The organism is Microbacterium shimangi (assembly GCF_043556445.1).
GTDB lineage: Bacteria > Actinomycetota > Actinomycetes > Actinomycetales > Microbacteriaceae > Microbacterium.
In genome coordinates this window covers 83,179-109,630 of record NZ_JBIGII010000001.1, presented here as the reverse complement: position 1 = coordinate 109,630, position 26,452 = coordinate 83,179, and the positions used below count along the sequence as shown (strand labels likewise).

20 protein-coding genes are annotated in these 26,452 nt (G+C 69.3%); 13 read left to right on the top strand and 7 right to left on the bottom strand.

Annotation, left to right across the window (positions count from 1 at the left end):
- Positions 1-110 precede the first annotated feature (110 nt).
- The 3 genes from ACFXQA_RS00510 to ACFXQA_RS00500 form a co-directional block, all read right to left on the bottom strand.
- A complete protein-coding gene (locus ACFXQA_RS00510; protein WP_394517827.1) occupies positions 111-3,821 on the bottom strand; it encodes a phosphodiester glycosidase family protein in 3,711 nt (1,236 codons plus the stop codon).
- Between the two features lie 127 nt (positions 3,822-3,948).
- On the bottom strand, positions 3,949-4,557 hold the full coding sequence (locus ACFXQA_RS00505; RefSeq protein ID WP_394517826.1) for a hypothetical protein: 609 nt from the start codon (positions 4,555-4,557) through the stop codon (positions 3,949-3,951).
- A gap of 106 nt (positions 4,558-4,663) precedes the next feature.
- Positions 4,664-7,198 carry a metallophosphoesterase gene (locus ACFXQA_RS00500; protein ID WP_394517825.1) on the bottom strand — a complete coding sequence of 845 codons (2,535 nt, stop codon included), beginning with the start codon at positions 7,196-7,198 and terminating at the stop codon, positions 4,664-4,666.
- A gap of 160 nt (positions 7,199-7,358) precedes the next feature.
- Here ACFXQA_RS00500 and ACFXQA_RS00495 point away from each other — a divergent pair, with 160 nt between their 5' ends.
- Positions 7,359-8,180, top strand: coding sequence for an aldo/keto reductase (locus tag ACFXQA_RS00495; protein WP_394517824.1), 822 nt, complete (start codon positions 7,359-7,361; stop codon positions 8,178-8,180).
- A gap of 7 nt (positions 8,181-8,187) precedes the next feature.
- On the opposite strand, the gene ACFXQA_RS00490 is transcribed toward ACFXQA_RS00495, so the two are convergent.
- A complete protein-coding gene (locus ACFXQA_RS00490) occupies positions 8,188-8,997 on the bottom strand; it encodes a DUF1206 domain-containing protein (RefSeq protein ID WP_394517823.1) in 810 nt (269 codons plus the stop codon).
- Between the two features lie 116 nt (positions 8,998-9,113).
- On the opposite strand from ACFXQA_RS00490, the gene nusA reads away from it, so the two are divergent.
- The 4 genes from nusA to rbfA all read left to right on the top strand — a co-directional run bounded on the left by nusA (position 9,114) and on the right by rbfA (position 13,828).
- Positions 9,114-10,103, top strand: a complete 990-nt coding sequence (gene nusA, locus ACFXQA_RS00485; RefSeq protein WP_394517822.1) for a transcription termination factor NusA — start codon at positions 9,114-9,116, stop codon at positions 10,101-10,103.
- A 41-nt stretch (positions 10,104-10,144) separates the two neighbouring features.
- Complete coding sequence (locus tag ACFXQA_RS00480; protein ID WP_394517821.1) at positions 10,145-10,396, top strand: YlxR family protein; 252 nt, start codon at positions 10,145-10,147, stop codon at positions 10,394-10,396.
- Between the two features lie 93 nt (positions 10,397-10,489).
- Positions 10,490-13,309: a translation initiation factor IF-2 gene (infB, locus tag ACFXQA_RS00475; RefSeq protein WP_394517820.1), complete on the top strand. Its 2,820-nt coding sequence runs from the start codon at positions 10,490-10,492 to the stop codon at positions 13,307-13,309.
- Between the two features lie 90 nt (positions 13,310-13,399).
- Positions 13,400-13,828 (top strand): 30S ribosome-binding factor RbfA, encoded by a 429-nt coding sequence (gene rbfA, locus ACFXQA_RS00470; protein ID WP_394517819.1) that lies wholly within the window; start codon positions 13,400-13,402, stop codon positions 13,826-13,828.
- Between the two features lie 81 nt (positions 13,829-13,909).
- Here the strand turns inward: rbfA and ACFXQA_RS00465 are convergent, their stop codons facing one another.
- Complete coding sequence (locus ACFXQA_RS00465; protein WP_394517818.1) at positions 13,910-14,779, bottom strand: HhH-GPD family protein; 870 nt, start codon at positions 14,777-14,779, stop codon at positions 13,910-13,912.
- A 69-nt stretch (positions 14,780-14,848) separates the two neighbouring features.
- Here ACFXQA_RS00465 and ACFXQA_RS00460 point away from each other — a divergent pair, with 69 nt between their 5' ends.
- The 5 genes from ACFXQA_RS00460 (at position 14,849) to ACFXQA_RS00440 (ending at position 18,233) form a co-directional block, all read left to right on the top strand.
- Positions 14,849-15,451: a nucleoside/nucleotide kinase family protein gene (locus ACFXQA_RS00460; protein WP_394517817.1), complete on the top strand. Its 603-nt coding sequence runs from the start codon at positions 14,849-14,851 to the stop codon at positions 15,449-15,451.
- Positions 15,451-16,347, top strand: a complete 897-nt coding sequence (truB, locus tag ACFXQA_RS00455; protein WP_394517816.1) for a tRNA pseudouridine(55) synthase TruB — start codon at positions 15,451-15,453, stop codon at positions 16,345-16,347. The genes ACFXQA_RS00460 and truB overlap by 1 nt, the downstream gene beginning before the upstream one ends.
- A 36-nt stretch (positions 16,348-16,383) precedes the next feature.
- Positions 16,384-16,752 carry a hypothetical protein gene (locus ACFXQA_RS00450; protein WP_394517815.1) on the top strand — a complete coding sequence of 123 codons (369 nt, stop codon included), beginning with the start codon at positions 16,384-16,386 and terminating at the stop codon, positions 16,750-16,752.
- A 63-nt stretch (positions 16,753-16,815) separates the two neighbouring features.
- Positions 16,816-17,271: a hypothetical protein gene (locus tag ACFXQA_RS00445; protein WP_394517814.1), complete on the top strand. Its 456-nt coding sequence runs from the start codon at positions 16,816-16,818 to the stop codon at positions 17,269-17,271.
- Positions 17,268-18,233, top strand: coding sequence for a bifunctional riboflavin kinase/FAD synthetase (locus tag ACFXQA_RS00440; RefSeq protein WP_394517813.1), 966 nt, complete (start codon positions 17,268-17,270; stop codon positions 18,231-18,233). Before ACFXQA_RS00445 ends, ACFXQA_RS00440 begins: the two co-directional genes overlap by 4 nt.
- 18 nt (positions 18,234-18,251) lie before the next feature.
- Here the strand turns inward: ACFXQA_RS00440 and deoC are convergent, their stop codons facing one another.
- Both deoC and ACFXQA_RS00430 read right to left on the bottom strand, forming a co-directional pair.
- A complete protein-coding gene (gene deoC, locus ACFXQA_RS00435; RefSeq protein WP_394517812.1) occupies positions 18,252-18,968 on the bottom strand; it encodes a deoxyribose-phosphate aldolase in 717 nt (238 codons plus the stop codon).
- Positions 18,969-18,978: 10 nt separating this feature from the next.
- Entirely contained in the window at positions 18,979-20,340 is a 1,362-nt protein-coding gene (locus ACFXQA_RS00430) for an MFS transporter (RefSeq protein WP_394517811.1), read from the bottom strand.
- A gap of 87 nt (positions 20,341-20,427) precedes the next feature.
- Here ACFXQA_RS00430 and ACFXQA_RS00425 point away from each other — a divergent pair, with 87 nt between their 5' ends.
- From ACFXQA_RS00425 to ACFXQA_RS00415, 3 genes are all read left to right on the top strand, one after another.
- Positions 20,428-22,743, top strand: coding sequence for a heavy metal translocating P-type ATPase (locus tag ACFXQA_RS00425; RefSeq protein ID WP_394517810.1), 2,316 nt, complete (start codon positions 20,428-20,430; stop codon positions 22,741-22,743).
- Between the two features lie 237 nt (positions 22,744-22,980).
- A complete protein-coding gene (locus ACFXQA_RS00420; protein ID WP_394517809.1) occupies positions 22,981-25,140 on the top strand; it encodes a DEAD/DEAH box helicase in 2,160 nt (719 codons plus the stop codon).
- A 158-nt stretch (positions 25,141-25,298) separates the two neighbouring features.
- On the top strand, positions 25,299-26,327 hold the full coding sequence (locus ACFXQA_RS00415; RefSeq protein WP_394517808.1) for an ATP-dependent 6-phosphofructokinase: 1,029 nt from the start codon (positions 25,299-25,301) through the stop codon (positions 26,325-26,327).
- Positions 26,328-26,452: the final 125 nt, after the last annotated feature.

Sequence of the window (26,452 nt, the reverse complement as noted above, 5' to 3'; positions counted from 1 at the left end):
CCCCCCCCCCCCCCCCCCCCCCCCCCCCCCCCCCCCCCCCCCCCCCCCCCCATAATCGTCGCGCGAACGAGGTTCGGGGGTCCGCGCCGTCACGCGCGAACCCCCGAACTTCACGACGCCGGGTAGCCGGCGGTCTTGACCGTCGTGATGGTTTCGCCGTCGACAACCCCGGTGACGGTGACCGTTGCCTCGCCCGCGGGGAGGGCAGTCAGTCGCGAGTTGATCGAAACACTGGCGGATTTGCCGGGCTGGACGGCGATGAACGTCTTCGAGCCGTAGGCGGTGTCGATGGTGATGTCGACGGGGGTGGGTTCGTTGTTCGTCGCGATCACCGACACGTACTTCTTGCCCGCGATGGTGCGCGCGGCCGCCGTGGCGGTCACGTCGAGTTCGGGCGCCGGCGCTCCTACCGAGAACGACACGGTCTCAGACACGCCGTTGATCGTCAGCGTGGCGTCACCCGAGCCGTTGCGCAGCGCTGTGAGGCGGTGTGTGCGGGGATCGAGTGATGCGACCGCATCGGCCGGCGCATCGGCAGCTGCACCGACGTAGACGGACGAAGAGCTGGTCCACGCATAGCTCATCGGCCACGAGACGTCGACACGACGCGTGTCGTCCTGCAGCAGCGTCGGTTCGAGGGCGAACTCCGTGCCCGCCTCGAGGTACGACTCCGGGGCGGTCAGCGAGACCGACTCGACGCGCGTCTGCACCTCGGCCGCGAACCAGGCCGAGTTGTCGTCGGCAACGGTCTTTCCGTCGTTTCGCCAGTCGCCCGACGCGGGGTCGATGCCCAGCATCGTCCAGCCGGTGAACGAGCCGAACTCCGATGCGGCGGGGCTCTTTCCGGAGTTGCCGTTGATGACGTACGGGATGTTGTCGGCAACGGCCGAGTGGAAGACGCCGACGTGGCTGTTGACCATCGCGATCGACTTGCCGGATTCGGAACGGAAGTCTTCCATCCAGTCCTCCTCGAGACCGGCATCCTGGCGGTCCGAGAGTTGGCTCGACTTCGCTACGAGCGGGTCGTCGATCGGCATGTGCTGGAGGACGACGACTCCCGTGAGGGATTCGTCGGATGCTGCTTCTTCGAGCCGGTCGCGAAGGAACGGCAGCTGCGCGTAGTCGCTGCTCAGGTCGCCGTTGGCGGTGTTGAGCGTGAGGAAGCGCGTTCCGTCGACGTCGCGTGAGGTGTAGGTGTCGCCGAACGCCGACGTGAAGTTGCCGATCGCCCCACCCATGACCTCGTGGTTGCCGGGAACGTAGGTCCACGGGAAGTCGACCCCGGCGAGTTCCTCGTCGAGGATCTGCCGGGCGAGCGCGAAGTCTTCGGGGGAGGCCTCGTCGACCAGGTCGCCGTTGATGTACAGCACGTCGGGCTCGGCCGCGACGACCTCGCGCAGCGCTTCACGCGCGCCCTCTGCCTGACCGCTCTCGGGGTCGCGGGCGACGAACTGCGCGTCGGACATGACGGCGACGCGCAACGGCGCAGCATCCGTCTGTCCGTCCGCGACGATGGTGTCGTCGGTGACGAAACCTGCGATGGGCAGTTCGACCTCGGGAGCGACTTCGGCCACCGGGTCGTCGAACCACATGTCGCCGACCGGGAGGTTGGCCGCGGAGGTCTCGTAGGCGCTGATCATCTGCAGGCGGATCGGGTAGGCGGTGCCGGCCGGGACGGCGTAGGAGATCTGCTGCCATTCGGTGCCCTGCGGCGCCGACGAGTAGGCGTACTTGAAGGCGCCGGTCGCATCGGAATACCCGAGGTAGGTCATGGCATTGGCGCCGGCCGTGGTGTTGCCCTTGACCCAGACCTTGATCGTGCTGGGTTGTCCGGGGATCTCGTAACCGGGGTGGCCGACGGCGGGGCGCGTGTTGGCGGTGCGCGTCGCCGTGGACTGCGAGAAGTCGTAGGTGAGGTGCGCGGCCGTTCCTCCGTCGCGGCCCTCACCGGGCGCGACACTGTACGTGCCGCGGGCTCCCGTGACACGCCAGGCGTCGGTGACGACCTCGTCCATGTCGATGATGAGCCGCTCCTCGATGCCGACGGTCACCGCGACCTGGACGGACGCGTCTCCGACGGTGAACGTGAGGGTGACACCGCCCGATGCCACGGTCGGGGTGAGGAGGAACCCACCGTCACCGGCATCGGTGACGGCGAGCACGCCCTCGCGGCTCGCCGTGACGGTGACGTCGACCGGTTCGACCGTGGCTTCGAAGCCTTCGCCATCGTGGCCGCTGAGCTGCAGGGTCGCCGTGTCGTCGAGACCGGTCAGCGACAGGACCGAATCGGATGCTGTCAGCCGCTGGAGCTCGTTGAGCACGGTCATCTCGAGGTCGGAAGACACTCCACCCGACGTCGCCGTCACGGTGACAGGCCCTTCGGCGCCGCCTCGCACCCGCGCGCGGCCGCCGTCAACGGCGTCGACGGTAGCGGTTTCGGCGTCGTCGGTCCACGAGAAGGTCGCGCCGTCGAGAGCGCTGAGGCTCTCGTCGACGCCGGTCGCGGTCAGCGTTCGGTGCAGACCGGGGAAGACGCGGTTCGCGTCGTCGCCGGTCGCGTCGGCGTCGACGAGGATGTCGACGAGCTGCCCCGAGCCCGCCCGGGCGAGAGTGAAGCCCAGGCCGTTCGCGTCTCGGCGTTCGTAGCCGTCGGAGGGGCTGTTCACGATCGACGTCGCGCTGTCACCGGGGCGACGGGCGTTCATCTGGCTCGATCCACCGCCGTCGGCGCTGATCGCGTCGGCCGCACCGAGGTCGCTCATCAGGGCGCTCATCTCGGGGAAGACCATGCCGTCGGCGGTGCTGCTGCGACCGTCGGCTACGACGAAGTAGGCGGTGCGGCGGTCGTCGCTGAAGCCGATCATCGTGCGGGGGTTCTCGGTCGTGAAGTGCCCGTCCTGGCCGTTGTCGACCACCTCGCCATCGGCCAGCAGGCGATGCCATGCGCCGCCCGCTTCTTCGATGTCGAGGGCGTCGTCGCGCACCCCGTAGGCGATCTCGGCGGAGTCGCCGGCCTGCAGTGTCAGCAGGCGGGTCGCGGCGGGAGTGCCGTCGGCGGCGACCAGCATCTGGGTGCCGTCGGCGATGGCGCCGGCGCCCACCGTGTCGGCGACCGAGGTGACGACGCCGTCTGCGCCGACCTGCACCTCTACGCCCGCGTCGGGGCCGGACAAGGCACGTGCGCGGCTGAACTCGCCCCACTGCGAGTTGTAGAGCGCGACGCCGCTGGTGTCCATGGCGTAGACGTTGATGCCGGTGATCGACACGGCGGTGTCATCGGCGAAGGTGACGCTTCCTTCGAGCACCAAGTCGACCAGGGCGCCGAGCCCGTCGGAAGTGACTCCGACACTCGCGCGGGCGTCGGGGTTGCCGGACTTCACGATCTCGCCGTCGGCGATGCCCCAGCCCGCGGCCGCCCAGGAGTTGTTGATGTCGAAGCGGTCGAGGTTGACGCCGGCGATGGCGTTCTCCCGCTCGACCATTTCGGTGACCGTGCCACCGCTACCGGCCACGGTCTCGGGGGAGAGGTACTTCATCGCGACGGTCTCTTGCGAGAGTTCGGCTTTCAGCACGTTGATCTGCTGCCATCCGTTGTCATCGAGACGGTCGTATGCGACGTGAACCAATCCGGGTGCGATGTCTTCGCGCTCGACGTCGTTGACGACCGCGGTGCCCCCGGAATCGAGGTTCATGCCGTCGATCGTGGTGGGCTCCGCAGCGTGAACGGGGACGACGGTCAGGCTGACGAGCCCGGCCGCCAGGGCCCATCCTGCGATGCCGCCCATCACCACTCGTGATCGTTGAGTCAGTGGGTGTGTCATGTCGGAGTCTTCTTTCGGTGGTCTTCTCGGGGGGAGGGGAGGTGTCCACTGCGACGGGTGCCGGCCGTGCGCGGAGGGAGTCGGAGAAGGGTCGGGGGCGGGTGAGGCCCGCCCCCGACCGCAGGGGTTACTCGAAGAGCGAGAGCGTCAGAACCGACGAGTACGAGCCGGGCTCGACGTCGGCGGGGACCTGCAGCTTCAGATCGGCCGTTGCGCTCCAGGTGCCGCCGGCCGTCGCCGCGGAGTCGCCGAGGTACAGCAGTTCCTGGTCGACGAGGCCGGGGCCGCCGGCGGTCGACGGCTCGACGTCGCCGCCGATCGAGATGGCCGGGTCGCCTTCCGCGTCCCCGAGGGCTGCGGGGGACCAGCCGAGGTTCTCGGCGTCGATCGTGGTGACCGCCTCGGTGTCGACGAAGTCGCTCGCGCTGCCCATGACGTACCAGGCCGCACCGTCGGCGATCTCGTCGGGGTCGCGGGTGTCGGTGACGGTGACGGTCGGCAGCGCTCCGGTGAACTGACGGACGAGCTCGGTCGAACCGTTCTCGACGAGGTTGGTCGGGCCGGTGGCGACCGTCATGGCCAGCACGCCGGGCTCTTCGATCTCCTGGATCTCGACATTCACATCGACGTTCTGGTCGCCGTATTCGGCCGCCGACGCTGCGGCGGTTCCGGCAGCGACGAGCAGGACGGCACCGAAGGCGGTGATGCTGCAGCGCAGCGCGCGTGAAGTGTTCATTGTTCTGGTTCTCCTTCTGGGATGGTTCTCGATGCGCTCGCCGGGCGATGAGCGCAAGGGGGCCGGGGGCTCACGCGACGTGACGTGAGCCCCCGGGTGTGCGGGATCAAGACGCGGCGTAGGCGGCCGTCTTCGTCATCGTCACGGGGGCGCCGTCGACGACGCCCGTGACCTTCACCGTGGCCGTGCCTGCGCCGATGGTGCCCAGTCGCGTGTTGATCGAGACGCTCGCCGATTTGCCGGGCTTGACCGCGGTGAACGTCTTCGAGCCGTATGCCGTCTCGATCGTGATGTCGACAGCGGTCGTCTCGTTGTTCGTTGCGACGACCGAGACGTACTGCTTCCCGGCGAGCGCGCGAGTGGACGCCGAAGCGGTCACGGCGAACTGCTCGACCTCGAACTCGACCGAGACGGGCTCGCCGTCGCGGCTGCCGAGGGCCTGAACGAGCTCGACCTGCTGCATGCCGGCAGCGAGTTCTCCCGTGAGCTCGAGCTCCCAGGTTCCGTCAGCCTCGACGACGGTCTTGGTGTCGCCCGGGGTCAGGCGCACCTCGGCGCCGGGGAATCCTGTGCCCGCAAAGGTCACAGACTCGGCGTCAGCGGGAACCGCGCTCGTGGGCGCCTCGTCGACCGTGAAGCCGGAGAGGTCGGCGCGCTGGGTCAGCCACTGGTCGGGGGTGGTGGCGTGGTCGATGATGCGGGTCTCGCCGACGCAGCCGTTCCATCCGTTGCGGGCCGCGTTGTCGACCCAGTCGGCACCGAGGATCCAGGAGTAGCCCTCGTGCCAGGCCATTCCGCCGACGTTCGTGGCGTTGCGCAGCACCGGGGCACCGTCGACGTACATGGTGGTGGTGCGCGAGGTGGGGTCGTTCACGACCGCGACGTGCGACCAGTTGTCGACCATGATCTCGCCCGACCAGTTGACGCGGTCGCCGAGTGCGGCGTTGGCGTCGAGGCTGGTCCACTGGAATTCGCGGAGGTTCGAGATGCCGAGCGCGCTGGGGGAAGCAGTCCAGTCCCACTGCGTGCGGGGCACACCGATCTGCGAACGGTTGCCCGTGCGGGTGAGGAACTTCGACCACTGGTTGGCGCTCGCGGTCCAGTCGGCGTCCATCTTGACGAACGTCTCGATGGTGTAGCCGTTGGAGAGGTCGGCGTTGTTGATCGCCGCGTCGGATGCCGTGGTGAGGTAGCTGTAACGCGAGCCCGAGGAGTTGTCGAAGCACGCGGCGGCGCCGTCGGAGGAGAACCCGTGCACATCGGTGTCTTCGATGGTGAGGTCTTCCCACGTCGTGCCGACGGTGTTCGTGTTCGCCGGGTTCGGACGCGTGAGGTCGTTGTCGCCCGCGACGTCTTCGATCACCGTGTCGGCGCCGACGACACCGTTCTTGCCGTTGAAGCGCCAGTGCGCGAGCGTGCCGTCGACCTCGACGAAGTCGAGTTCGTTGCCCGGCAGCTCGGTCGAAATCGGGTCGGGGCCCTCGAAGCCGTCGAGCAGGATGTCGCGGGCCGCCTGGCTGAGCGACGGTTCATCCGGCGTTCCGGCGGTGAAGTCCGGGGCGAAGCCCGCGAAGCGCTCGCTGAAGTCCAGGTCGAGGGTGAAGCGCTGGTGCACACCGTCGAGGAGCGGCTGGTCGTACGAGGTGAGCGTCTCCTGGGGTTTGGCGACGACCCACGGCGAGCCGGTCTCGAGCGAGATGGTGTCGTTGGTGAGGTCGAACTCGAACAGGCCGAGGTAGCCGTTCCCGCCCTCGTAGGCCATCTGGTAGTCCATGAGGATCTGGTTGACCGGGTGGCCGAAGTCGTTGTTCTTCACCTGGCGGGTGGCGCCGTGGAAGTGCCCGTTGAGCGTCATGAAGATCTGGTCGTTGCTCTTGATGAGCTTCTCCCACATCCGCTCGCTGTCGCCCGTTTCGATCGGCGACGTCTGGTCGGCTGCGACGTTGATCAGGGCGTGGTTCGTGAGGATCACCGGCACGGTCGGGTGCGCGTCGAGCACGCTCTGCGCCCACTCCAGCGTGGCGTCGGAGGGGTTCCACGACAGTGCGAGAGACATGAACTGCTGTCCCTCGGCTTCGAAGATGTGGTACTGGCTCAGGCCGGTCGCGTCGCTTCCCTCGTAGGTCGACTGCAGGGCCGCGCGTGTGGGGCCGAACCACCGGTTGAACGGTTCGTTGGCGGCATTGAGTTCGTTGTCCCACTTGCCGCTGTCGAGGACGTCGTGGTTGCCCGGGAGGATCGAGTAGGGCAGATCCGCATCGTCGAGCGTCTTCATCGCCCGGTCAGCGGCTTCCCATTCGCGCTGAGTGCCGGCGCGGTCGACGATGTCGCCGAGGTGAGCGGTGAAGGGGATGTTGAGGGCGTCGGCGTTCGCCGCGATCCATTTCGTCTGCTCGGCAAACGGGTCGGTGCCGTAACGGGGGAAGAACTGGTCAGACGAGTAACGCGAGTAGAACTGCGTGTCGGGCAGGACCGCGAAGGTGAACCGCGAGGCGAGGTCGGCGTCGGGCTCGGCGGGCGCCGCGAGGGCAGCGGGCGCCGTTCCGGCGGCCAGAAGGCCGGCGGCGAGACCGGCGGTCGCGGTCACCGCGGCGCAGCGGCGCGCGAAGCGCCGCATCGGGTGTCGATCGGGGGAAGTCATGGACTCTCCTTGTTCGGGTGCGGGGTGAGCGATGGCGCGAGTATCGATCGCGCCGCCACGTTGTCGAGTCGACGCTCATCCGCTCAGGTGACAGCGAGGTGTCCGGTTGCACATCAGGACGTGGATCGCGCGTGCATGCTTGCGCGGATAACGTGGATGGGTGATCCATGCCCCGCGCATTCCCCTTGCCGACGGCCGCAGCATCCCTCAGCTGGGTGTCGGCACCTACAAGGTGCCGGCCGACGAGACGGCCGCCCTCGTCGCGGGTGCGCTCGCCGACGGCTATCGACACGTCGACACGGCGGCCCTCTACGGCAATGAGGCGGAGGTGGGAGAGGGGATGCGGCGCGCCGCCCTCGACCGCGACGAGATCTTCGTCACGACCAAGGTGTGGAACGACGACCAGGGCTACGACGAGACCCTGCGCGCTTTCGATGCCAGCGTCGACCGCCTCGGCGTCGACGAGGTCGACCTGTACCTGATCCACTGGCCCATTCCGAGCCTCGACCGGTACGTCGACACGTGGCGGGCTCTGGTTCGTCTGGCCGAGGAGGGGCGGGCGCGTTCGATCGGCGTCAGCAACTTCTCGCCGCATCACATCGACCGGCTCGTGGCTGAGACCGGCGTGCGCCCCGTCGTGAACCAGGTGGAGCTGCACCCCCGCTTTCCCCAGCGTCATCTGCAGGAGTGGAACGCGGCGCACGGCATCGTGACGCAGTCATGGGCGCCGCTCGCCCGCGGCGGACTGCTCGACGAACCGGTGCTCGCGCGCATCGCCCAGCGATACGCGAAGTCTCCGGCTCAGGTCGTCATCCGGTGGCACCTCGACCGAGGTCTCGTGCTGTTCCCGAAGTCGACGTCGAGCGCGCGGCTGCGCGAGAACGCCGACGTGTTCGACTTCGTGCTCGACGCCGACGACGTCGCCGCGATCGGCGGACTCGAGACCGGCGTGCGCACCGGGCGCGACCCCGACCTCGACTGAGGACCGGTCAGGCCTCGAGGCGTGCGTACTTTGCCCGCAGCACCGTGAACACGCCGTAGGCGACGAAGCCGGCGCCCACGGCGGCGCCCAACCACGGACCGGCGGGTGTCTGCAGCAGTGCCCGGACTGCCCCGTCGAGACCGCCGGCCGCAGCGGGATCGACGGTGACCGCGGCAGCGATCACGAGAATGCCGACCGTGACGAGGGCGACACCCTTTGCGACGTAACCGGCCACGCCCAGCCCCATGAGTGCGGAACCGACGCTGCCGCCGGGGACGGTGATCTTCTTGCGGAACGACTTCCGAACGCCCTTGACGACGAATCCGATCCCGATCGCCACGACGATGGCACCGACCGCACCGAGGATCAGCGGCCCGCCCGGCAGGGCGAGGACGCTGCCGCTGGCGCTCTGCGCGCTCTGGTCGCCCTGAGACTGGCCGCCGAGGGCGACGGATGCGGCGATGCCGCCCACGGCGAAGAAGGCCACCGCCTGCCCGCCCTGTTCGACGGCGCGCTTCGCGCGATCACTGCCGCTGGCGCCACGCGCGAGGAACGCCTCGACGGCGCGCCACGCGCCCAGAGCCCAGAGGGCCACCGCGCACGCCCAGAGCAGAACAGCACCGAACGGCGCCTGGGCGATGGCTTGGAAGGCGCCGCCCTGGTCGGTCTGTTCGTCGCCGCCGAACGAGACGGCGATCACGAGCCCGCCGAGGAGCCCGTGGACGACCCCGTTCGCGACGAATCCGGCCCGCGCGAGGCTGCGGAAGGCCGAGGAGGACTGCGCGGTGTTCGCGGCTGAGCGAGGTGAGGACGGCATGCGACCACCGTAGGGCAGGCCGGTGACGCCTCCCGCTTCGGTGGGGCGTCCGGTAATGTAGGGGGAATGCCGACGCGCGATCGCGTCGGTGAGAGCTGAATACGGAGGGCCCCATTGTGGATATCGATCTCGGTCTGTTGAAGACGGTCGAACGCGAGAAGGAGATCCCCTTCGATGAGCTCGTCCGGATCATCGAGTCGGCCATCCTGACCGCCTACGGGCGACACACGTCCGAGTCCGGTGAGGTCCCCGCCGGTGCGCGGGTCGAGCTCGACCGCAAGACGGGCCACGTCGCCATCTTCGCCCCCGTCCGTGACGACGAAGACGTGATCATCGGCGAAGAAGAGCAGGAGCCCGAAGACTTCGGGCGCATCGCCGCCTTCGCTGCCAAGCAGGTCATCAGCCAGCGTCTGCGCGACATCGCCGACGACGCGGTGCTGGGGGAGTTCAAGGGCAAAGAGGGCGACATCGTCGCGGGCGTCGTGCAGCAGGGCCCGAACCCGCGCATGGTGCACGTCGACCTCGGCACGATCGAGGCCATCCTCCCGCCCGAGGAGCAGGTGCCCGGCGAGAACTACACCCACGGCTCGCGCCTGCGCGTCTACGTCACGTCGGTGTCGAAGGGTACGAAGGGTCCGCAGATCACGGTCTCGCGCACGCACCCCGGGCTCGTCCGCAAGCTCTTCGCCCTCGAGGTGCCCGAGATCGCTTCGGGTCTGGTCGAGATCGTCTCGCTCGCGCGCGAGGCCGGTCACCGTTCGAAGGTCGCCGTGATGGCGAACGATCCGACCATCAACGCCAAGGGCGCGTGCATCGGCGAACTCGGCCGGCGCGTTCGGGCCGTCACCGAAGAGCTCGGCGGAGAGAAGATCGACATCGTCGACTTCGACCCCGAACTGGCTCGCTTCGTGGGCAACGCACTGTCTCCTGCCAAGGTGACGTCGAGTTTCATCCTGGATGCGGCGACGAAGGCCGTGCGCGCCCTGGTTCCCGATTACCAGCTCTCGCTGGCGATCGGTAAAGAGGGACAGAACGCGCGTCTCGCCGCGAAGCTGACGGGCGCGAAGATCGACATCCAACCCGACAGCATCCTGGAAGACGACTGATCGCGGACCCGCGATCGGCTCCGACGCGCCCGAGGTGTAGAATGGAACCGGTACGAACGTGTGTCGCATGCCGCGCGCGCGCCCCCCGGTCCGCCCTCCTTCGAGTGGTGACCGACGGTTCGATCCTCCTTCGAGATGACCGGGCCTCGATGCCGGGGCGGGGCGCATGGGTGCATGAGACGCCGGAATGTGTCGATGTCGCGCTGCGGCGTCGCGCTTTCGTCCGTGCACTACGTGTGTCAGGCCCGCTTGATACGCAGACCTTCGAAGAATCCCTCCAGCGAAACGGCTGAACGGCTATGGACTCAAAGTGAACGTCTCGAAATGAGACCCGTCCGCATCTGACGGTCTGCCCTGTCCGGGGTAGACCCCCTGACAGGAGAATTGTGGCAAAACCACGCGTACACGAGATCGCATCCGAACTCGGCGTAGACAGCAAGATCGCCCTCGCAAAGCTCAAAGAGCTCGGCGAGTTCGTCAAGAGCCCTTCCTCGACGATCGAACCCCCGGTCGCTCGTAAACTCCGTGCGGCCCTCCAGGCCGACGGCACAGCTTCTGCGGGTGCGGCCGCCCCCGCAGCCGGCGCCCCCGCGGCGTCACCGCGCCCGGCAGGCCGCCCCGGCCCCGCACGCCCCTCGGCGGCGAAGCCCGGCCCCGCGCGTCCCACGCCCGCTCCGGCACCCGTCGCCGAAGAGCCCGCTCCGGCTCCGGCCGCGCCGGCAGCTCCCGAGGAGCCCGCAGCGGCAGCCCCCGAGGCGCCCACCCCGGCGGCACCGACGACTCCTGAAGCCCCGGCAGCCGCCGAGGCATCCGACGCTCCGGCAGACTCCGATGCTCCGCGTCCGGCTCCCGCTTCGGGCGCTCCGCGTCCCGGTGGCGCTCCTCGTCCGGGCAACAACCCGTTCGCTTCGGCGCAGGGCATGGGCCAGCGCCCCGCCGGCCCGCGTCCGGGCAACAACCCGTTCGCTTCGGCGCAGGGAATGGGTCAGCGCCCGTCGCCGACCCCGGGCAACATCCCTCGCCCGCAGGCTCCTCGCCCCGGCGCTCCGCGTCCGGGTGCTCCGCGCCCCGGCGGCCCCGGTCGTCCCGGTGGCGCCGGTCGTCCGGGTGCTCCGTTCCAGCAGCGTCCCGGCGGTCCCGGTCGTCCCGGCGGTGCCGGTGGCGGCGGGTTCTCGCGTCCTGGCGCACCCGCGGGTGGCGGCGGCTTCGCCGGTCGTCCCGGTGGAGGCGGCGGCCGCGGCCGTGGCCCCGGTGGTGGTACCGCCGGTGCGTTCGGTAAGGGTGGCGGCAAGTCCAAGCAGCGCAAGTCCCGTAGGGCGAAGCGGCAGGAATTCGAAATGCGGTCGGCGCCGGTCGTCGGCGGCGTCAACGTCACCAAGGGCAACGGCGAGACCATCCGCATGCGTCGCGGTGCGTCGATCTCGGACTTCGCCGACAAGATCGAGGCGCTGACCGGTTACACGGTGCAGCCCGGCACGCTCGTGACCATCCTGTTCAACCTGGGTGAGATGACCACGGCGACCGAGTCGCTCGACGAGGCCACTTTCGAGGTGCTCGGCGGCGAGCTCGGCTACAACATCCAGATGGTCTCGCCCGAGGACGAAGACAAGGAGCTCCTCGAGGGCTTCGGTCTCGACCTCGACGCCGAACTCGAGGCCGAGAGCGAAGACGACCTCGAGATCCGTCCGCCCGTCGTCACGGTCATGGGTCACGTCGACCACGGTAAGACGCGACTGCTCGACGCGATCCGTCAGACCAACGTCGTCGCGGGCGAGGCCGGCGGCATCACGCAGCACATCGGTGCGTACCAGGTCTGGACCGAGCACGAGGGCATCGAGCGTGCGATCACCTTCATCGACACCCCGGGTCACGAGGCGTTCACCGCCATGCGTGCACGAGGTGCGCAGGTGACCGACCTCGCGATCCTCGTGGTCGCCGCCGATGACGGCATCATGCCGCAGACGGTCGAGGCGCTCAACCACGCCCAGGCGGCGAACGTGCCGATCGTGGTCGCGGTGAACAAGATCGACAAGCCCGACGCCAACCCGGCCAAGGTGCGCCAGCAGTTGACTGAATACGGTCTCGTCGCCGAGGAGTACGGCGGAGACGTCATGTTCGTCGACGTGTCTGCGCGCAACGACATCGGCATCCAGGACCTCTTGGACGCCGTGCTGCTGACAGCCGACGCGGGCCTCGACCTCACGGCCAACCCGAACAAAGCAGCCCGTGGTGTCGCGATCGAAGCCAAGCTCGACAAGGGTCGCGGATCGGTGGCCACCGTGCTCATCCAGTCCGGAACGCTCCGCGTCGGTGACGCGATCGTCGCCGGAACCGCGTACGGCCGCGTCCGTGCCATGGCCGATGAGAACGGCGACGCCGTGCTCGAGGCGTGGCCTTCGCGCCCCGTGCAGGTGCAGGGTCTGAACTCCGTGCCGCGCGCCGGTGACACGTTCATCGTGACCGAGGAAGACCGCCTGGCCCGTCAGATCGCTGAGAAGCGAGAGGCTGCCGAGCGCAACGCCCAGCTCGCGAAGGCCCGCAAGCGCATCTCGCTCGAAGACTTCACCCGCGCTCTCCAAGAGGGCAAGGTCGAGTCGCTCAACCTCATCATCAAGGGTGACGTGTCGGGTGCCGTCGAGGCGCTCGAGGAGTCGCTCCTCAAGATCGAGGTCGACGACAGCGTGCAGCTGCGGATCATCCACCGCGGCGTCGGTGCGATCACCGAGTCCGACGTGAACCTCGCGACGATCGACAACGCGATCATCATCGGGTTCAACGTGCGTCCCGACACGAAGGCCCGCGAGCGGGCCGCCCGCGAGGGTGTCGACACGCGCTTCTACTCGGTCATCTACAACGCGATCGACGACGTCGAGCAGTCCCTCAAGGGTCTGCTCAAGCCGGAGTTCGAAGAGGTGCAGTCGGGTGTCGCCGAGATCCGCGAGGTGTTCCGCTCCTCCAAGGTCGGAAACATCGCCGGTGTCATCGTGCGCTCGGGAACGATCACGCGAAACGCCAAGGCCCGCGTCATCCGCGACGGTGTCGTGCTGGCCGACGGCCTCGCGATCGAATCGCTGCGCCGGTTCAAGGACGACGTCACCGAGGTTCGTACGGACTTCGAGGCCGGTATCGGTCTCGGCAAGTTCAACGACATCCAGATCGGCGACGAGATCGAGACGACCGAAATGATGGAGAAGCCGCGAGGCTGAGTGGAGCACTGAGGGGATCCGGATGCTGCGCACCTCGCAGCATCCGGATCCTCGGTTTCACCCCCGCGGGACTGTGAGAAGGAGCAACGCATGGCTGGAGAGCGTCAGGCCCGTATGGCCGACCGAATCAAGGTGCTCGTGGCGGAGCGGCTCGAGAAGGGTCTTCGTGACCCCCGTCTCGGGTTCGTGACGATCACCGATGTGCGTGTGACGGGCGACCTTCAGCACGCGTCGGTGTTCTACACGGTGCTCGGCACTCCCGAAGAGCGGGCCGACACCGGCGCCGCGCTGAAGGCCGCGACAGGACTCCTCCGTTCGGAGGTCGGCAAGCAGCTCAGCGTCCGGCTCACGCCGTCGCTGGAGTTCATCGCCGACGCCATCCCCGAGAACGCCGGCAACATCGCCGAGCTGCTCCGCGAGGCGAAGGACCGTGACGCAGAAGTGGCGCGGATCGCGGCGAGCGGTAAGTACGCCGGCGACGCCGACCCCTACGTGAAGCCGCGCGAAGAAGAAGACTGACCCGCGACGCACAGACGCTCCCCTCTCACGAATGGCGGTTACCCACCGCCGAATGCGACAGGGGAGCGTCGTCTTTCGGCGTCAGCCGCGAGGGAGGTGCAACAGGCCCTCGGATGCTTCGACGAGACCGTCGGCGATGAGCGAGTCGATCGCGCGGTCCCGCTGCTGCGGGTCGGGCCAGTCGGCCACGATCCCGTCGAGCGGCACGGGCGCCGGCGCGGCTTCGCGCAGCATCCGCAGCACGGCGCCTCGCGTCTGCCTGTCGCTGCCCTCGTACTTCGCCTGACGACGCCGTGTGTCACCGGTATCGGGGTAGCCCTCGGCGCGCCAGCGGCAGACCGAGGCCAGGGGGCAGGCCTCGCAGCGGGGCGAGCGCGCCGTGCACACCGTCGCACCGAGCTCCATCGTCGCCGCGTTCATGACGGCTGCGATGGGCACGTCGGCGGGGAGGATCGCGGCCATGTCGCCGAGGTCGCGCCGCGACGGGGGACCAGGCTGTGCCCGACCGCCGATCGCGCGCGCGAGCACCCGACGGGTGTTGGTGTCGACGACGGGGTGGTGGTCTCCGTAGGCGAAGACCGCGACGGCGCGCGCGGTGTAGTCGCCGATCCCCGTCAAGGCGAGCAGGGCATCGACGTCGCGAGGCACCACCCCGTCGTGCCGGTCGCGGATCTCCGTCGCCGCGCGGTGCAGCCAGAGCGCCCGCCGGGGGTAGCCGAGGTTCGCCCACTGGCGCACGGCCTCGGCGGGCGGATCAGCGGCCAGCGCTGCCGGGGTCGGCCATCGCTCGAGCCAGGCTTCGAGGTGCGGGACGACGCGGGCGACCGGTGTCTGCTGCAGCATGAACTCGCTCACGAGCGTGCCCCACGCGCCGAAGCCCGCGCGTCTCCACGGCAGGTCGCGGGCGTTCCGGCCGTACCACTCGACGAGCGGTTCGACGAGGTCGGGCATCGTGCCAGCGTACGTCAGGACGAACCATGGACGCCCTCGCGTGAGACGTGCCCGACGTACGCTGGAGGCATGAACTCCCCGAGCTCCGCGGCGGCCTCGATGATGCGCGAACTCCGTGCCGAGGTGCGCCAGCATCTTCGCTCCGGTCGCGTGATCGTCGCCGTCGACGGCACACCGGGTTCGGGGCAGGCCGAAGCGGCCGACGCTCTCGCGGCGGCGTTCGTCGAAGACGGAGCGACCGTGCTGCGCGCTTCCGCCTCCGACTTCGTCGAGCCCGGCACGACCGGTCACCTCGACCCGGACCAACTCCGCCGCCTGCTCATCGAGCCGTTCCGTGCGGGTTCGCCCAGCTTTTCGCTCGCCCCGACCGGGGAGCCGGCCACGGCGCCGTCCGACGCCGTGCTCATCGTCGACGGCGATTACCTGCTCGGCCGTGACCTTCGGGGGATGTGGAACTGGTCGGTCTGGCTCGAAGTGCACCCGACCGCGGCTTTCGCGCGGCTCGCCCGCGAGGGCCGCGGCGATGCCGACCCCGCGGCCGAGTCGAACGCGTCTCTGCGCGACGCCGCGGCAGCGTATCGGCGCGCGTCGAACCCGAGCGCGGCAGCATCCGCCCTCATCGAGAACACCGATCCCGAGAACCCGACGCGCATCTTCGGAGACTTCTGCTGATGCCCACGGGAGGAATGCTGCTCGTCGACAAACCGGCGGGCATGACCAGTCACGACGTCGTTTCTCGCACGCGAAAGGTGCGGGGAACCCGCAAGGTGGGGCACGCCGGCACCCTCGACCCGATGGCCACCGGCCTGCTCGTCGTGGGCGTCGACGAGGCCACACGTCTGCTCACCTTCATCGTGGGCGCCGACAAGACCTACACGGCCACGATCCTGCTCGGAGCGACGACCGACACCGACGACGCCGACGGCGAGATCGTCGAGAGGGCGCCCGAGCATGCGATCGCGGGGGTGACCGAAGCGGCGATCTCGGAGGGCATCGCTGCCCTCACCGGCGCGATCTCGCAGGTGCCGACCACGGTCTCGGCCATCAAGGTCAACGGTCGTCGCGCCTATGACCTCGCCCGCGAGGGGGTGGAGGTGGAACTGCAGGCCCGGAACGTGGTGGTCTCGCGCTTCGAGGTGACCGCGCGCCGCCGTGAGACGGATCGCATCGAGCTCGACGTCGTGGTCGACTGCTCCAGCGGCACGTACATCCGGGCTCTCGCTCGCGACCTCGGCGCGGCCCTCGGCGTCGGCGGGCACCTGAGCGCGCTCCGTCGCACGCGCGTCGGGCCCTTCGCCGTGACGGATGCCGTGCAACTCGACGACCTCGCCGAGGCCGAGCTGATGAGCCCCGCCGATGTGGGGACGATCGTGCTCGGCGCCATCGAGGTCAGCACGGAGGAAGCGCTGAATCTTCGGCAGGGCAAACGCCTCGCGGGCGCGTCGGCGCGGCTGCCGGCGACCCCCGCCGCGGCGATCGATCCTGAGGGACGGTTGATCGGAGTGGTCGAGCGCCGCGGCGACGACGTCAAGAGCGTGATGAACCTGCCGACAGCGGCCTTCGTATGATGACGGAGCTGTTCGTATGATGACGGAGTTGTTCGCATGATCTTCTGGTTCACGCTCGTACAGGTCGTCGTCGCCACGGCGGCGGCGCTCGTCGCGGTCGTCGCGGGCCTGGCGGGGCGGCGCCCGGGCGACGTCACCGTCGGCAGCCTCGCGCTCATCGAACTGCTGCTGGTCGCGCAGATCGTCGTCGCGATCGTCGCCCCGTTCGTAGGAAACCCCCCGACCGGCAGCGGCCTGGAGTTCTGGGTCTACCTCGTGTCGGCCGCACTGATTCCACCCGCGGGTGTGGCCTGGGCGCTCGTGGAGCGAAGCCGCTGGAGCACCGTCGTCATGGGGATCGCGGCGGGTGCCGTGGCGATCATGGTGTGGCGGATGTACGTGATCTGGACCGTGCAGCTCGGCTGAGCCGTCGGTGCCCGCGTCGCGACGGAGAGCACCCTCCCCGCGCGACTCTAAGATCGAAGTGTCATGGAACCCCGCACTCGCACCCGGAATATGACCGGCGTCGGCCGGGTTCTCGTCGTCGTCTACGCGATCCTCGCGCTCGCCGCGACCGGTCGGTCGTTCGTCCAGATCGTTCTGCGCTTCGACTCCGCCCCGCTCGCTTTCACCCTCTCCGCCATCTCGGCGGGCGTCTACATCGTCGCGACCCTCGCGCTGGTGTTCTCCGCATCCCGCGCCTGGTATCTCGTCGCCTGGGCGACGATCTCGTTCGAGCTCATCGGCGTGCTCGTCGTCGGCACCTTCAGCCTGATACGCCACGATCTGTTCCCCGAAGAGACCGTGTGGTCGTGGTTCGGTTCGGGGTACGTCTTCATCCCGCTCGTGTTGCCGTTCATCGGCATCTGGTGGCTCGTCACGCATCGGCCCGGCCGAGAACCGGTGCTCGAGCCGGTCGAGGTCGTCGAGAGGTCGTCCTGGTGATCACTTTCCACGATCCGGCCGAGGTGCCCCCCGGGTTCGGGCCGTCGGTCGTCGCCATCGGCAAGTTCGACGGCGTCCACGCCGGTCACCGTGCCGTGATCGACAGGGCGAAGGTGGATGCTGCCGCCACGGGCGCGAAGGTCGTGGCCGTGACGTTCGACCGCAACCCCTTGAGCCTGCTCAAGCCCGAGCTGTGCCCGGTGAGTCTGGTCGGCGTCACTCAGAAGCTCGCCCTGCTCGAGCGCGCCGGTGTCGACGCGACGCTCATGCTGGCGTTCGACGAGCAACTCGCGAGCCTCGACGCGGAGGAGTTCGTACGGCACGTCCTCGTCGGCGCGCTCGGGGTCCGGAGCGTCCTGGTGGGCAGCGACTTCCGTTTCGGGCGGGGCGGGGCCGGAAACGCCGAACTGTTGCGCACGATGGGGGAGCGGTTCGGGTTCGTCGTCGAGATCGTCGACGACGTGCGCGCCATCGACTCCGACCGTCGGGTCTCGTCGACCTGGATCCGAGAGCTCCTGGCCGAGGGCGACGTCGCCGCGGCGGGAAAACTGTTGGGCGCCGCCCCGTCGGTGTGGGGGGAGGTCGTGCACGGCCTCAAGCGCGGGCGTGAGCTCGGGTATCCGACCGCCAACCTGTCGCCCGACCTCGAGGGGTTCATTCCCGCAGACGGCGTCTACGCCGGCTGGCTGATCGACGAGAGTTCAGCCGACGGACTCCGACCCGGCACGCGGCACCCGGCCGCGATCAGCATCGGGGTCAACCCGACGTTCGGCGACGTGCTGGTCCGCCAGGTCGAGGCCTACGTCCTCGACGAGACCGACCTCGACCTCTACGGTCACCGCATGCAGGTTCGTTTCGTCGAGCGCATCCGCGGCATGGTCGCATTCGAGGGCATCGATGCGCTCAAGGTGCAGATGGCCGATGACGTCGAACGCGTGCGCGCGGTGCTCGGCACCGCCTGATCGCGCGCTGGGGGTCGGTCAGTACGAGCTGGCGTCGGTCGCACCGGTCGGGCCGTCGCCCTGGGCGATCGCGCGAGCCTCGCCGAGGATGGTGGCGGCCGCACTCGTTCCGAGGCGGGTGGCTCCCGCCTCGATCATCGCGAGGGCGGCGGCGAGGTTGCGGACGCCCCCCGATGCTTTGACCTGGACGGCCGGGCTCACGCTCGCGCGCATGAGACGCACGTGCTCCACCGTCGCGCCGCCCCCGCCGAAGCCGGTCGACGTCTTCACGAACGCGGCGCCGCCGGCTTCGGTGAGCCTGCTCCCGCGCTCGATCTGCTCGTCGTCGAGGTACGCCGTTTCGAGGATGACCTTGGCGATGTGCCCGTCCGCAGCATCCACCACCGCGGTGATGTCGTCGGTGACGGCATCGTCGAACCCGGAGCGGACGAACCCGATGTTGACGACCATGTCGACTTCGCTCGCGCCGTCGGCCAATGCCTGCGCGACTTCGGCGGTCTTGGTCGCGGTCGACGTGGTGCCGTGCGGGAACCCGATGACCGTCCCCACCAGGACACCCGTGCCGTCGAGCCGCTTCACGGCGTAGGCGATGTCGGAGGGGCGGACGCAGACGCTGAACACGCCCCACTCCGCGGCGATGTCGAGCTCGGCGTCGACATCGGCGCGTGTGAGTTCGGGCTTGAGGATCGCGTGATCGATGGTGGCGGCGAGCTCGCGCTCGGAGAGGTTCGACATGGCTTCCAGCCTACGCGCGGGGCGGGTTGCGGATGCCGAGGAACGAGATCACGCCACCGAGGGCGAGCAGCACCGCCGTGACGACGGCGGCCTGGTGGAACCCGCCGAGATCGAGCGAGCCGCCGACGATGAGCGCGATCAACGCGACGGCGATCAGACCGGCCACCCGCGAAACGGCGTTGTTCACGGCCGAAGCGATACCCGACCGGCTCGTGTCGATGGCGCCGAGGATCGCGGACGTCAGCGGCGACACGGTGATGGTCAGCCCGAAACCGAAGACCAGGATGCCGGGGAGAACCTGGAGCCAGTAGTCGAAGTCCTCCTGCACGCTGAGCAGGAGAAGCGCCCCGACCGCCATGAGCAGAGGCCCGAACGTCATGAACAGGCGCGGTCCGAAGCGCCCCGCGAGCGTACCGATGCGCGAACTGAGCAGGATCATGAGCACCGTGACCGGCAACGACGCGAGACCCGCGAGGGTGGCCGAGAGCCCCGCACCCTGCTGGAGGTACACGCTCAGGACGAAACCGTTCAGCGACAGGGCCCCGTAGATGAACGCGGTGGCGAGGTTGCCGGTCCAGAAGTTTCTCGCACGGAAGAGATCCAGCGGCATCATCGGGTCGCGGGCGAACCGCTGGCGCACGATGAACCCGGCGAACGACGCGACGCCGACCGTCATCGACCCCCAGATCACGGGGTTGCCCCAGCCGAGCGCCGACTGCTCGATGAGGGCGAACACCGACCCGCCGAGGCCGACGGTGCACAGGATCGCCCCGAGGTAGTCCACGCGCGCGCCTTCGCGGCGGTGGTCGGCATGACCGAGCCGAACCAGCAGCCAGAGGGTGACGGCGATCGGGAGGACGTTGATGAAGAAGACGAGCCGCCACGACAGCAGGTCGACGAAGAGTCCGCCCACCAGTGGGCCCGCGACCATGGCCGACGTCGTCGCGGCCGTCCACACACCGATGGCGCGCGCCTGTGCGGGTCCTCGGAAGTTCGCGGTGATGAGTGCGAGCGAACTCGGGACGAGCAGCGCACCCGCGACGCCCTGCAGGGCGCGGGCGACGATGAGGAACTCCGCGGTGGGCGCGGCGCCGATCGCGATCGAGGTGACCCCGAATCCGATCAGCCCGATACGGAGGACCAGCAGTCGCCCGAGCACGTCGCTGAGCGACCCTGCGACGAGGATCAGCGCGCCGAGCGTGATGAGGTAGGCGTCGACGACCCACTGCTGCGTCGTCAAGCCCCCGCCGAGGTCTCTCGAGATGGCGGGCAGCGCGACGTTGACCACGGTGCCGTCGAGGAACGACACGAACGAGGCGAGGATCGCGATCGTGAGGACCATCCGCTGATCGCGGGTCATCTGCTCAGCCATGAGGCCCACTGTACGACCGCCGCCCACCGGCCGACGGAATACCCCAGGGGGGTATCGTGTTCTTGAGGTCAGCTGAAGGAGGACGCCATGAGCGACCACGAGCCTGCCGAGCGCCGCACCGCCGTGCTCGACATCGAGGGCATGACGTGCGCGAGCTGCGTGGCGCGCGTCGAGAAGCGACTGCGCGGCGTGGGCGGGGTGGATGCTGCGGTGAACCTCGCGACCGAATCGGCGCGGGTGTCGTACCCCGGCGAGGTCGACCCGAGCGTCCTCGTCGATGCGGTCCGGGGCGCGGGATACGAAGCCCGTGTGCGTCGCGATGCGTCGTCGACCCCTGCGGGCGTCGACCTCGCCGGCGGTGCGGACGAGCGGCCGCACCCGCACGGCGAGCCGGGGGAGCACGCCGGTCACGTGCACGACACGGCCGACCGCCCCGGTGCGACGCCGCTACGCACCCGGCTGATCGTGAGCCTCGTCCTCGGTCTGCCGGTGGTCGCCCTCGGGATGATCCCGGCGCTGCAATTCCCCGGCTGGCAGTGGGTCTCGTTCGCGCTCGCCACTCCGATCCTCTTCTGGGGCGGGTGGCCGTTCCATCGTGCAACCCTCGCCAACGCCCGGCACGGCGCCGCGACCATGGATACCCTCATCACCCTCGGCACGTTCGCGGCGTACCTGTGGAGCGCCTGGGCGCTCTTCTTCGGCAACGCCGGAGAGCTCGGCCTCCGGCACGACGTCGTGCTGTTCGGTCCCGTGCACGACGCCACGGCGCTCGTCTACTTCGAGGTCGTCGCCGCCGTCACCGTCTTCCTCCTCCTCGGCCGCGTAGTCGAGCAGCGGGCGACCCGGCGCGCGGGCTCGGCGCTGCGGGCACTGCTCGAACTCGGCGCGAAGACCGTGGAACTCCCCGACGGGTCGACGGTGCCGATCGAGCGACTGGCCGTCGGTGACCTCTTCGTCGTGCGCCCGGGCGGCACCATCGCCGCCGACGGCTCGGTGATCGAGGGACAAGCCGCGGTCGACGAGAGCATGCTGACGGGCGAGTCCGTACCGATCGATGCCGTTGCGGGCACCCGGGTCACGGGCGGGACCATCGCCGTCGGCGGACGACTGGTCGTTCGCGCGGCATCGGTCGGGAGTGAGACGCGTCTTGCGCGCATCGCGCGGCTCGTCGAAGACGCGCAGCTCGGCAAGAGCCGCGTTCAGCGACTCGCCGATCGCGTGTCGGCGGTGTTCGTGCCGATCGTGATCGTCCTTGCCGTCGCGACCCTCGGGGCGTGGATGCTGGCGGGCCAGCCGATCTCTGCGGGTTTCACGGCCGCCGTCGCGGTGTTGATCATCGCCTGCCCCTGTGCTCTCGGACTCGCGACGCCCATCGCGGTGCTCGTCGGCACCGGCCGGGCCGCCCAGCTCGGCGTGCTCGTCACCGGACCCGAGGCGCTCGAGTCGGCCGAGAAGGTCGACACGGTGGTCCTCGACAAGACCGGAACGCTCACCGAGGGACGAATGACCCTCACCCGCGTCGTGACCGACGAGACGACGGATGCGGCGGAAGCGCTCGCCTTCGTCGCAGCGGTCGAGCGCGGCTCGGAGCACCCTCTCGCACGGGCGATCGTCGACGCTGCGGGGGCGTCGGCAGACGGATCGCGGTTGGCCGACAGCATCCGGGCCCTTCCCGGGCGAGGGGTGACCGGGGTCATCGCCGGCACCGCCGTGTTCGCCGGTCGTCCTTCGTACGCCGCTGAGCAGGGGGCCGAGCTTTCGGCCACCCTGGCCGCGGCCGTCGCCGAGGGCGAGCGTCGGGGCACGGTCGTGGTCGCCGGGTGGAGCGATGTCGGCGGCACGCCGCAGGCCCGAGCGGTCTTCGAGATCGCCGACACGCTGCGCCCCGAGAGCGCCGCCGCCGTCGCCGAACTGCGGCGGCGGGGCCTCGACGTCGTGCTGCTGACCGGCGACAACGCGGGCATCGCCGAGGCGGTCGCCGCCGAGCTGGGCATCGAGAACGTGCGCGCGGGCGTGCTCCCCGAAGGCAAGCTCGCCGAGATCGAGCGTCTGCGCGGCGAGGGCCGCGTCGTCGCGATGGTCGGCGACGGCGTGAACGACGCGGCGGCGCTCGCCGCGGCAGATCTCGGCATCGCCATGGGCGGCGGGGCCGATGCGGCGATGCACGCGGGTGACGTCACCCTCGTCCGCAACGACCCGCGCGCCGTCGTGACCGCGCTGGCGCTCAGTCGCCGGACGATGAGGGTCATCCGCGGCAACCTGTTCTGGGCCTTCGCCTACAACGTCGCGGCCCTCCCGCTGGCGGCGCTGGGGCTGCTCAACCCGATGCTCGCGGGTGCGGCGATGGCCTTCTCGAGCGTGTTCGTCGTCCTCAACAGCCTGCGCCTGCGCCGCGCCCGGTGACACCGGGCGCGCCCCGAGGTGAGGCGTGGAGTGGCGCGTCGAGCCGCTACACTTGCCCGTGGGGACCGCGCGCGGATAGTGCCGCACTTGCCGGAATGCTCGGCCAGGACGCCGATTCGCGTTGGTTCGATGGTCCCTCCCCGCGTGCGTGACGGCTACCGCCCCCGCGGGAAAGATGGCCCCACCGGTTCGACCGGTCATCGCCGGATCACCCGGCTTGACACGCTCAGGAGAAGCATGCCGACCACGGCACCCGCCGCGCAGAACAATTCGTCGCGTCGCAAGAAGTCTTCCGCGGCGCGTCGCGACGACGAAGCGCCCCTCATCCCGATCCTCGCCCGCAAGGTGCGCGAGATCGAGGCCAAAGCGCAGCGAGGCAAGCTCGGGCCGACCAACCGCGTAAAGTTCCAGGTCATCGCGTTCCTGGTGCGCGAAGAGCGTGCCCGCGTGAAGACCGAGCCCGAACTCGACGCCGGCGCACGCGCCGAGCTGCTCAAGCGTCTCGATGGTGTGGCGACGATCCTCGCGAAGACCGCGGCGCGCGACACGTCGCTCATCCAGCTGCTCGAGGTCGACCAGGCCGCATCGCCGGTGGCCCGCCGGATGCGCCGCGATTGGCTCATCGAGTCGGGCGCCGAGCTGCCGCCGGACGAGCTGATCATCACCGACGTCGCTCCGGTCTCGCAGCCGGTGGTGCCCGCGGCGCTCGCCGAGCGCCAGGTCGTGCCGCCCACGATCGAGTCCCGCCAGATGGCCAACCCGTTCCTCGCCCCCGACCTCACCGTCGCCGCGCCGCAGAGCGCACCGCGCCGCCGCCTCGACGGCTGGGAGCTCATGGGCCCGCTGTTCAAGGCGTTCGAAACCGGAGCCGGCGGGTCGGCGGCGTCGATGCCCCTCCCCGAGATGCCCGAATACGACCGGCTCTCGCCGAAGGGCCTCGAGATCATGGCGCACCAGTCGCGCTTTCTCGAGTCCGTCCGCGAAGGACACCGCAGCTTCTTGCTGGCCGATGAGCCGGGTCTGGGCAAGACCGCGCAGTCGGTGCTCGCCGCATCCGTCGCGAACGCCTACCCGCTGCTGGTCGTCGTCCCGAACGTCGTGAAGATGAACTGGCTGCGCGAGGTCGGCCGCTGGACGCCGCAGCGACGCGCCACGGTCGTCAGCGGCGACGGACGCGACGTCGACGCGTTCGCCGACATCTTCATCGTCAACTACGAGATCCTCGATCGTCACCTGTCATGGCTCGGATCGATCGGCCTGAAGGGCATGGTCGTCGACGAGGCGCACTTCATCAAGAACCTCTCGTCGCAGCGTTCGCAGAACGTGCTCGCGCTCGCGGGGCGCATCCGCGAACAGGTCCGGAACCCGCTGATGCTCGCGCTCACCGGAACACCGCTCATCAACGACGTCGAAGACTTCGACGCCATCTGGCGCTACCTCGGGTGGACCAACGCCGAGAAGCCGGAACCGGCCCTCATGGACAAGCTCGAAGCGACGGGGCTCACTCCCGCCGACAAGGCGTTCTATCCCGAGGCGCGCGAGGCCGTCATCTCGATGGGCATCGTCCGTCGGAAGAAGAAAGACGTCGCCGCCGACCTGCCCGACAAGCTCATCGCCGACCTCCCGGTCGAGCTCGACGACGAATTCGGGCGGTCCGTCCGCCAGGCCGAGCGCGAGCTCGGCGAGCGACTCGCGGCGCGGTACCGTCGCATCCTCGAAGCCCGCGGTGACCGCGGACTGGCCTCCGGTGAGATCGACGAGGACATCGTGCGCCTGGTCGCGCACAACGAGCTCGAGGAGTCCCGAGCCGCCGGAACGGGCTCCGAGAACGTCTTCACGATGGTGCGCAAGATCGGTCAGGCCAAGGCGCACCTCGCCGCGGACTACGCGGTGCAGTTGCAGCGGTCGGTGGGCAAGGTGGTGTTCTTCGCGAAGCACATCGACGTGATGGACGCCGCAGAGGCCCACTTCAAGGCATCGGGTCTGCGCACCGTCTCGATCCGGGGCGACCAGACGACGCCTGCCCGTCAAGACGCCATCGACGCGTTCAACAACGACCCGGGTGTCGGAATCGCGGTGTGTTCGCTCACCGCAGCCGGTGTCGGACTCAACATGCAGGCCGCATCGAACGTCGTGCTGGCCGAGCTCAGCTGGACGGCGGCCGAGCAGACGCAGGCCATCGACCGCGTGCACCGCATCGGACAGGAAGAGCCGGTGACGGCGTGGCGCATCATCGCGGCGCACACGATCGACACGAAGATCGCCGAGCTCATCGACTCCAAGCAGGGGCTCGCCGCCCGTGCGCTCGACGGTGAGACCGTCGAGCCCGGGTCGAGCGACTCGGTGCAGCTCAGCGCGCTCATGCACGTGCTGCGGCGCACGCTCGGCGGAGAGTAGCGCGAAGCACGACGGCCGGGAATCCGGCCGTCGTGCCCTCTCGCGGTCCGGTGCCATGTCGCGGCACCTCACGAGTGGCTGAGGCGCAGCATCCGGCGATAGTGTCGGGGTTGGCAGCGTCGCCGTCTCTCCCACCCGACACAGCGAGGATCACAGCTATGAAGATCGGCATTCTGACGAGCGGCGGGGACTGCCCGGGGCTCAACGCCGTCATCCGAGGGATCGTGCTCAAGGGCACGACGAACTACGACATCGAGTTCGTCGGCATCCGAGACGGCTGGCGCGGCGTCGTCGATGCCGACTTCTTCCCGCTGACGCGTCACGAGGTGAAGGGGCTGTCGAAGGTCGGCGGCACCATCCTCGGAACCAGTCGGACCAACCCCTACGAGGGCACGCGCGGCGGAGCCGAGAACATCGCCAAGACGCTGTACGGCCACCGCATCGACGGCATCGTCGCCATCGGTGGCGAAGGCACGCTCGCCGCCGCCGACCGCCTGGCCAAAGACGGCATCAATGTCGTCGGCGTGCCCAAGACCATCGACAACGATCTGCGCGCGACCGATTACTCGTTCGGCTTCGATACCGCCGTGAACATCGCCACCGACGCGATGGATCGTCTGCGCACCACCGGCGACTCCCACCAGCGCTGCATGATCGCCGAGGTGATGGGCCGTCACGTGGGCTGGATCGCCCTGCACGCGGGTATCGCGTCGGGCGCGCACGTCATCTGCATCCCCGAGGTGCCGCTGTCGATCGACGAGATCATCGACCAGGTCACGCGCGCCCACGATCGCGGTCGCGCGCCCCTCGTCGTCGTCTCGGAGGGCTTCACCCTCAAGGGCATGGACGAGGCCTTCAGCGACAAGGGTCTCGACGCCTTCAACCGCCCGCGGCTCGGCGGCATCAGCGAGGTCCTCGCCCCCGAGATCGAACGCATCACCGGAATCGAGACCCGCTCGACCGTTCTGGGCCACATCCAGCGCGGCGGATCGCCCTCGGGCTTCGACCGCGTCCTCGCGACCCGCCTCGGCCTGCACGCCGCCGACGCTCTCGCCGAGGGCGCCTGGGGGCAGATGGTCGCGATGCACGGCACCGACATCGTCCGGGTCCCTTTCGCCGACGCCCTCGGTGAGCTGAACACCGTTCCGCTCTACCGCTACGAAGAGGCCGCCGCCCTCTTCGGCTGAGTCGGCGCCGTGGGCTCGCGCCCGCAGCATCCGCCCCCTGTCGGGGCATGTCCCAATTTCCGCAACGATCCGGGTGATTCCTGGCGGATTTCGGGACATGCTGCCGACGATGTCCCGAAATCCGC